Source organism: Actinomadura bangladeshensis (genome assembly GCF_004348335.1).
Lineage (GTDB): Bacteria > Actinomycetota > Actinomycetes > Streptosporangiales > Streptosporangiaceae > Spirillospora > Spirillospora bangladeshensis.
On sequence record NZ_SMJW01000341.1, the window covers coordinates 1 to 7,196 of the forward strand.

Sequence of the window (7,196 nt, forward strand, 5' to 3'; positions counted from 1 at the left end):
CGCCCGCTGTCCACCGACCGGTGGATACTACTGGGCTCTAGGCCGCGACAAGATCGAGCACATGAACAACACCATCGCCCGGCCGGCCCTCTTCGCCCTCACCGTCCTCTACGGGCTCGTGATCGCGCTCCTCACCGTCCTGGACGTCCGGGGCGTCGGAGTCTTCGCCGCCGCCGGCGCCGTCGTCATCGGCCTCGGCTGGGGCTGCGCCGGCATGTTCCACCGCGGCGGGACGCGGTCCTGAGCCCGCTCCGGGCACCCCGCAGGGGCGGGTGCCCGCCGCTCCCGGGAACGGCGCCGCGGCTCAGGAGGCGCGGCCGGTCTCGTCGAGGGCGAGGGTCGCCGGGTCGATGACGCCGGCGCGGTAGGCGGCGCCGCCGATGGTCTGGGCGGTGACCGGCGCCGTGATCAGCTGGAAGGCGGCGACCAGCAGCAGCGGGGTGGCGGCGGTGACCGAGCCGGTCTGCGGTGCCACCCCGGCGAGGACGAGCAGCAGCCCGATCGTCTGCGGTTTCGTCGCCGCGTGCAGCCGGGTGAGCAGGTCGGGGAACCGGAGCATGCCGAGCGCGCCGACCGCGCTGAACCCCGACCCGGCGAGCAGCAGGACGGCGGTGACGGCGTCGGCGGCGCTCACGCCCGCCCCTCCCGCTCCCGCCGCTCCGCCCGCGCCGCCGCCAGGTGCGCGGCGCTGACCGACCCCACGAAGCCCATCAGCGCGACCGCGACGAGGATCGAGGCGTTCGCCGTCTCCTTGTGGACGGCCGCGTGGACCGCGATGCCGCTCACCAGCAGGACCGCGAGGATGTCCCCCGCCATGACGCGGTCGAACGTGGAGGGCCCGCGGACGAGGCGGGCGGCGGTCATCAGGAACGCGGCGCCCAGCAGCGCCATGGCCGCGTAGTAGACGATGCTCATCGGTCCTCCCTGGTCTCCCTTGTGGATACGTCTCGTTCCGCCGCGTCCTCGGAGGCCACGAGGGCGCGCATCAGCCGGTGCTCGGTGCGCAGCACGCCGCCCCGCGCGGCGTCCGCCTCCTTCTGGGACCGGACCGGCATGGCGTGGATGTGCAGCACGTGCCGGTCCCAGTCGAGGTCGACCAGCAGCGTGCCGGGGCGCAGCGAGATGCTCGTCGTGACGGCCAGCAGGATGAGCTCGGAGCGGGTCCGGGCGTCCACCTCGACGATCGCGCCCTTCACCTCGCGCGGCTTGTAGAGGGCGTGCCAGGCGATGACCAGGCTCGACAGCAGCAAGTCCCAGGCGAACTCCAGCGCCGCCAGCAGCAGCCACAGCGGCCGTACCCGCCGCAGCGTCGGGACGGCCGGCAGCCGGCTCACCCGGTAGGCGACGGCGACCACGATGACGCCGCCGACCACGACCAGGGCGTCGGCCCGTCCCCACAGGAGCAGCCAGACCGCGAAGAGCCACACGCCCATGCCCACCCGCGAGACGATGCCGCGGACGCTCGTGCTCACGGTGTCCCTCCGTCCAGGACGGCGTTCCGGTAGTCGTCGCCGCTGACGAGGTCGCTCGCGGCGTGCCTGCTCCAGGACGCGAGCGGGCCGGCGAACGCGGCGATGAGGAGCCCGGCGACGACCAGCACCGCGGTCACCGACTGCATGAGCCGCACACCCCCGCGCGTGTACGACTCGGACTTGGGCGGCTCTTGCGCGTCCTCCGGGCGGGCGCGCCAGAATCCGAGCGTCCATATCCGGCTCATCGCCATGAGGGTGAGGACGCTCCCCACCACGGCCACGCCCGTCACGGCGTACGCCAGGACGCTCCCCGAGGCGACGCCCGCCTGGAACAGCGCGAGCTTGGCGACGAACCCCGACGTCGGCGGCACGCCGCTCACGCTCATCGCGGGGATGAAGAACAGCACGGAGATGAACGCCGACAAGCCCGCGAGCCCGCCGAGCCGGTGCAGCGACGTCTCCCCCGTATGGCCCTGGATCAGGTCGCTGACGAGGAAGAGCGTCGCCTGCACGACGATGTGGTGGACGAGGTAGAGGATCGCGCCGGTGAGCCCCGCGACGTCGAACAGCGCGAGACCGAACAGCATGTAGCCGATGTGCCCGACGAGGATGAACGAGAACACGCGGTGGATGTCGTCGTGCGTCAGCGCGCCGAGGGTCCCGATGATGATCGTCCCGGCGGCGAGCACCAGCATCACCCAGGAGCCGTGCTCGCGGGGGAACACCAGCGTCTCGACGCGGATGAGCGAGTACACGGCGGCCTTCGTCAGCAGCGCCGCGAACACCGCGGTGATCTTCGTGAGCGCGACGGGGTAGCTGTCGGGCAGCCACATGTGCATCGGCACGATCGCGCCCTTGATGCCGAACACCACGAGGAACAGCAGCCCGAGCGCGGTGCGGGTCGCGCCCGGCAGGTCCGGGACCCGCGTCGACAGGTCGGCGAGGTTGACCGTGCCCGCGGCCGCGTAGGTGAGGCCGAGCGAGGTGAGGAAGAGGATCGAGGACGTGAGGCTGACCACGGTGTAGGTCATCCCGGCCCGCACCCGCTCCGCGGTCGGGGTCAGCGTCATGAGGACGTAGCTCGACGCGAGCATGACCTCGAACGCGACGAACAGGTTGAACAGGTCTCCGGCGAGGAAGACGAGGCTGACCCCGGCGGTCAGCGTCAGGTAGGCGGGATAGAAGACGCCGGCCTCGTGCCCGTCCGTCCCGCCGGCGCCCTCCCCCACGGCGTGCAGCATGATCGCCAGCAGTACGGTGCCGGACACCACCAGCAGCAGCACCGACAGCCGGTCGGCGACGAGCGTGATGCCGAGCGGCGCCGCCCAGCCGCCCATCTGGACGGCGAGGACGCCGTCGCGGGCCACCGCCGCCAGCAGCGCCGCGCTCGCCGCGACGCTGCTGGCGGCGGCCAGCGGGCCGAGCACCCGCAGCCACGTCCCGCGCCGCCGGGCGATCATCGCCAGCGCCGCGCCGAGCAGCGGCAGCGCGAACGGCAGCGGGACGAGCACGTTCATGCGCCGTCCTCCGGCCCGGGGTTCTCCTGCTCCAGCGGGGTGGCGTCCGGCGCCTGGCCGGGGCGGTGCCGCTCCGCGCAGATCCGGCGGTCCTCGACGTCGTCGCGGACCTCGTCCCCGCCGCGCAACCGCCGGCTCCGGTAGGCCAGGGCCAGCAGGAACGCCGTGACACCGAAGGTGATCACGATCGCGGTCAGCACCATCGCCTGCGGGAGCGGGTCGGCCGGCGCACCCGGCCCCTTCGCGCCGAGCAGCGGCGGCGTGCCCGCAGCCCCGCCCGCGAGCAGCAGGACGAGGTTCGCGCCGTGCCCGAGCAGCGAGAAGCCGATCACGACGCGGATGAGGGACCGCTGCATCAGCAGGTCGAACCCGGCGGCGAACAGCACCGCGACCACCACCACGAGGACGAGTCCGGGCCCGGTCACGACGGCTCCCCCGCCGCGGCCTCGGACTCCTCCGGGTCCTCCGGCTCCTCCAGGCTCGCGCCGAGCGTGGTGAGGATCATCAGCACCAGCCCGAGCACCAGGAAGTAGACGCCCGCGTCGAAGAGCAGGTTCGTGGAGATCTCGACGTCGCCGAGCACCGGCACGGTTCCGCCGAACTTCCGGGACGACAGGAACTCGCCGCCGGACGCCCAGCCGCCCGCGCCCGTGGCGACCGCGATCCCCAGCCCGCCGCCGAGCAGCACGGCGGGGCGGACGGGCAGCGCGGCGGCGAGCTCGCGCCGCCCGCCCGGCAGGTACCGGAGCACGAACGCCATGCCCGCGACGAGGCCGCCGACGAACCCGCCGCCCGGGCGGCCGTGCCCGGCGAAGAACAGGTACACCGAGAACACCAGGACCGTCGGGGTCAGCAGCCGCGCCACCGCCTCCAGCAGGACCGAGGAGCCGCCGAGCGGCGGACGGCTCGGCGCCGCGAGCCAGCGGCTCGGCGGCCCCGCCCCGGCCCGGCCGGGGCGGCGCACGTCCGGCCCCGTCAGCACCAGGCTCGCGACGCCCATCGCGGTCGCGGCCAGCACCGCGATCTCGCCCAGCGTGTCGAGCGCGCGCAGATCCACCAGGATCAGGTTCACCACGTTCTTCGTGTGCTCCTGCACGGCGAGCCGGGTGTAGCCGGGGCCGACCGGTGCGGAGTTCCGGCTCAGCGCCGCCACCATCAGGAACAGCCCGACGAACGCGCCCATGCCGAGGCTGACCACGGCGGTGGCCGCCCGCGCGGGCACCCTGCGCAGCCGCGGCGGGAACCGCTCCGGCAGCCGCCGCAGCACCAGCACCAGCATGAACAGCGTCAGCGTCTCCACCACCACGAGCGTGAGCGCGAGATCGGGCGCGCCCTGCACGGCGAACAGGCCGGTCATCCCGTAGCCGGTGCCGGACAGCAGCAGCACCGCCGACAGCCGGCCGCGCGCCCACATCGCCCCGAGCGCGCCGGCGACCACGATCGCGCCGAGGACGAGCTGCGCCGGGTCGCCCCAGGCCTCCGGCACCGGCCACCCCGGCCCGGTGCCCCGGATCAGCCCCGCCACGAGCGCCGGCCCCGGCACGACCAGGACCATCAGCGCGATCACGCCGAGGTACACCGGCAGCGAGCCGATCTGCAGCCGCCGGGTCACCGCGTGCGCGGCGGTCATCGTCCCGCCGACCACGGCGTCGTAGCCCTTCTGGACGTCCGGGAGCCACCACCGCGCGGACCGTCCGGGGAACGACCGGCCGAACGCGCCGTACAGCCCGGCGCCCGCCACGATCGCGATCACCGACGTCCAGAGCGGCAGCCCGAACCCGTGCCAGATCGCCAGCTCATAGCCCGGCCCGTCGATCCGCAGCGTCCCGGCGTAGGGCCCGATGAGCCGCTGCAGGGCTCCGGGGACGAGCCCCAGCGCGAACCCGGCGACGGACAGCACCACGACGGGAACGACCAGCCCCCAGGGGTCGTCGGGCCCTTGATCTGTCGTCCCCGAAAAGGCACCGTGCAGGAACCGCGCCCCATAGGCCACGGTCAGCGCAGACCCGGCGACGATCCCCGCCAAGACGACAAGGTCCCAGCCGCCGTGGGCGAACGCCTCGAACGCGGCCTCCTTCGCCACGAACCCGAGGAACGGCGGGATGCCGATCATGGACGCGACCGCCGCCGTCGCCGCGACCGCGAGGACGGGCAGCCGCCACCCGGCCCCCGACAGATGGTCCGCGCGCCGCGTCCCCGTCTCGTGCTCGACCGCGCCGACCGTCAGGAACAGCGGCGCCTTGAACAGCCCGTGGGCCAGCAGCAGCGCCCCGCCGGCCAGCGCCGCCGTCCGCGTCCCGTTCCCGAGCAGCACCATCAGGAAGCCGAGCTGGCTGATCGTCCCGTACGCCAGCAGCCGCTTGAGATCGTCCTGCCGCAGCGCTATAAGGCCCCCGGCCACCAGGCTCAGCAACCCCACCGCCAGGACCAGGGGCCGCCACGGAGCGACCCCGGCGAACCCCGGCGCCAGCCGGGCGACCAGATAGACCCCGGCCTTCACCATCGCCGCCGCGTGCAGGTAGGCGCTCACCGGCGTGGGCGCGACCATCGCCGCGGGCAACCATCCGTGCAGCGGAATCTGCGCCGACTTGGCGAACGCCCCCAAGAGCACCAGGACCACACCGACCGGGGCCGCCGTTCCTCCCGGAGGATCGGCGACCAACGCCGAGATCCGATAGGTCCCCGCGGCCTGCCCGAGCACCACGAACCCGACGAGCATGACCAGCCCGAACGCGGTGGTCGTCAGGAGCGCCTGCGTGGCGGCCCGCCGGTCCGTCACCCGGTCAGGCCGCGTATGCCCGATGAGGATGAACGAACTCAGCGTCGTGAGTTCCCAGAACACGTACAGGACGAGCAGGTTGTCGGCGAGCACCAGCCCGGTCATCGCCCCCGCGAACGCGACGAGCGTCCCGATCATCAGCCGCTCGGACCGCTCGAAGTACCATCCCGCGTAACACAGGACGACGGCCCCGACACCGCCCACCAGCAGCAGCATCACCACGGCCAGCGCGTCCAGCCGGAAGTCGAACACGAGCCCCAGATCGGACGACCAGACGACCCGGCCGGTCAGGTCCCGCCCCACCCGCGTAGCCGCCCAGGCAGCCGTCGCCGCAGGCAGAAGCGCCGCGGCACACCCCATGACCCGCCGGTAGCGCCCCAGCGCCCACGGCACCCCGACGGCCACGACGGCATAGAGCCCGACCAACGCCAGCATGCCGCCCGCAGCCCCCTCCCCACGTCGCAGGCGATCTACCCAGAGGACGCGCCCGAAACGGGGAGGGACGAACCTGCACGGCACCGGGCCGCGGGCTGCTCACATGACGAACCGCGCGTCACCCCACACGGCGACCGCGACGGAGGGCACCGCGGATCCGCTGCACGGGTCAGCTCAGCGCTTGGTCTCGTACCTGGTCAGGATCACGCCGTCGGGGAACGTCCGGGTCTCGGCCAGGGTCAGGTTCACCCAGTTGTCCAGCGGCGTGAAGAACGGTGTGCCGCCCCCCACCAGGACCGGTGCGGTGACCAGCACGTACTCGTCGATCAGCCCGGCCCGCATCGCCGCCGCGGCGAGCGTGGCACCGCCGATGTCCATGGGACCGCCGTCCTCGGCCTTGAGCCGGGCGATCTCGGCGACCGCGTCCCCGCTGACCAGCCGGGCGTTCCAGTCGACCGTGCTGATCGTGGAGGAGAACACCACCTTCGGCATGTCCCGCCAGCGGCGGGCGTACTCGGCCTCCGCCGGTGTGACGCCGGGCTGCCGGTCGGCGGTCGGCCAGTGGGAACTCATCGTCTCCCACAGTCTCCGCCCGTACAGCGCCAGCTCCGTGGCCCCCACCCGGTCGGACCACCACTGGAACAACTCGTCGCTCGGCACACTCCAGCCGAGGTCGTCACCAGGCGCGGCGATGTAGCCGTCCAGGCTCAGGTTCATACCAAAGGTCAGTTTCCGCATGCCGTCACCCTCCTGCGAGCCGATGTTCGACGGACAGACCACCACGGCGCAGAAGAATCATCGGCCGGCAGCAGGGCGCACACCGCCGAGCAGGCCACAACGCGTCACGCGGTCGGCAAGGCGTTGCGGGACCATGATCTGGTCTTCGACAAGAACGCCCGCAAGCAACTCCGGCCCGTGATGGCCAGGGCTCCGAGGTTATAGGTGCGGTCTGCCACGCAACCAGGCGGCTGAAGCCCCAAAAGGGGCGGGTGG

General features: G+C 73.1%; 8 protein-coding genes. 1 reads left to right on the forward strand and 7 read right to left on the reverse strand.

The window, feature by feature from the left end:
• Positions 1 to 61 precede the first annotated feature (61 nt).
• Positions 62 to 244 (forward strand): hypothetical protein, encoded by a 183-nt coding sequence (locus E1284_RS36880; protein WP_131944783.1) that lies wholly within the window; start codon positions 62 to 64, stop codon positions 242 to 244.
• 60 nt (positions 245 to 304) lie between these two features.
• Here the strand turns inward: E1284_RS36880 and mnhG are convergent, their stop codons facing one another.
• The 7 genes from mnhG to E1284_RS36915 form a co-directional block, all read right to left on the reverse strand.
• On the reverse strand, positions 305 to 634 hold the full coding sequence (gene mnhG, locus E1284_RS36885; protein ID WP_131944784.1) for a monovalent cation/H(+) antiporter subunit G: 330 nt from the start codon (positions 632 to 634) through the stop codon (positions 305 to 307).
• Entirely contained in the window at positions 631 to 915 is a 285-nt protein-coding gene (locus tag E1284_RS36890) for an MrpF/PhaF family protein (RefSeq protein WP_131944785.1), read from the reverse strand. The genes mnhG and E1284_RS36890 overlap by 4 nt, the downstream gene beginning before the upstream one ends.
• Positions 912 to 1,472, reverse strand: a complete 561-nt coding sequence (locus E1284_RS36895) for a Na+/H+ antiporter subunit E (protein WP_131944786.1) — start codon at positions 1,470 to 1,472, stop codon at positions 912 to 914. Before E1284_RS36895 ends, E1284_RS36890 begins: the two co-directional genes overlap by 4 nt.
• Positions 1,469 to 2,989 carry a Na+/H+ antiporter subunit D gene (locus E1284_RS36900; RefSeq protein WP_131944787.1) on the reverse strand — a complete coding sequence of 507 codons (1,521 nt, stop codon included), beginning with the start codon at positions 2,987 to 2,989 and terminating at the stop codon, positions 1,469 to 1,471. Before E1284_RS36900 ends, E1284_RS36895 begins: the two co-directional genes overlap by 4 nt.
• The gene (locus E1284_RS36905) at positions 2,986 to 3,414 is read right to left on the reverse strand and encodes a Na(+)/H(+) antiporter subunit C (protein ID WP_131944788.1); all 429 of its coding nucleotides are present in this window, start codon (positions 3,412 to 3,414) and stop codon (positions 2,986 to 2,988) included. The genes E1284_RS36900 and E1284_RS36905 overlap by 4 nt, the downstream gene beginning before the upstream one ends.
• Entirely contained in the window at positions 3,411 to 6,203 is a 2,793-nt protein-coding gene (gene mbhE / locus E1284_RS36910; protein WP_131944789.1) for a hydrogen gas-evolving membrane-bound hydrogenase subunit E, read from the reverse strand. Before mbhE ends, E1284_RS36905 begins: the two co-directional genes overlap by 4 nt.
• 174 nt (positions 6,204 to 6,377) lie before the next feature.
• Entirely contained in the window at positions 6,378 to 6,941 is a 564-nt protein-coding gene (locus E1284_RS36915) for a dihydrofolate reductase family protein (protein ID WP_131944790.1), read from the reverse strand.
• Positions 6,942 to 7,196: the final 255 nt, after the last annotated feature.

What these genes read in the sequence shown, in the direction of transcription:
- E1284_RS36880 (WP_131944783.1), top strand. Translation starts at nt 62, where the DNA reads ATGAACAACACCATCGCCCGGCCGGCCCTCTTCGCCCTCACCGTCCTC.
- E1284_RS36890 (WP_131944785.1), bottom strand. Translation starts at nt 915, where the DNA reads ATGAGCATCGTCTACTACGCGGCCATGGCGCTGCTGGGCGCCGCGTTC.
- E1284_RS36900 (WP_131944787.1), bottom strand. Translation starts at nt 2,989, where the DNA reads ATGAACGTGCTCGTCCCGCTGCCGTTCGCGCTGCCGCTGCTCGGCGCG.
- mbhE (WP_131944789.1), bottom strand. Translation starts at nt 6,203, where the DNA reads ATGCTGGCGTTGGTCGGGCTCTATGCCGTCGTGGCCGTCGGGGTGCCG.
- E1284_RS36915 (WP_131944790.1), bottom strand. Translation starts at nt 6,941, where the DNA reads ATGCGGAAACTGACCTTTGGTATGAACCTGAGCCTGGACGGCTACATC.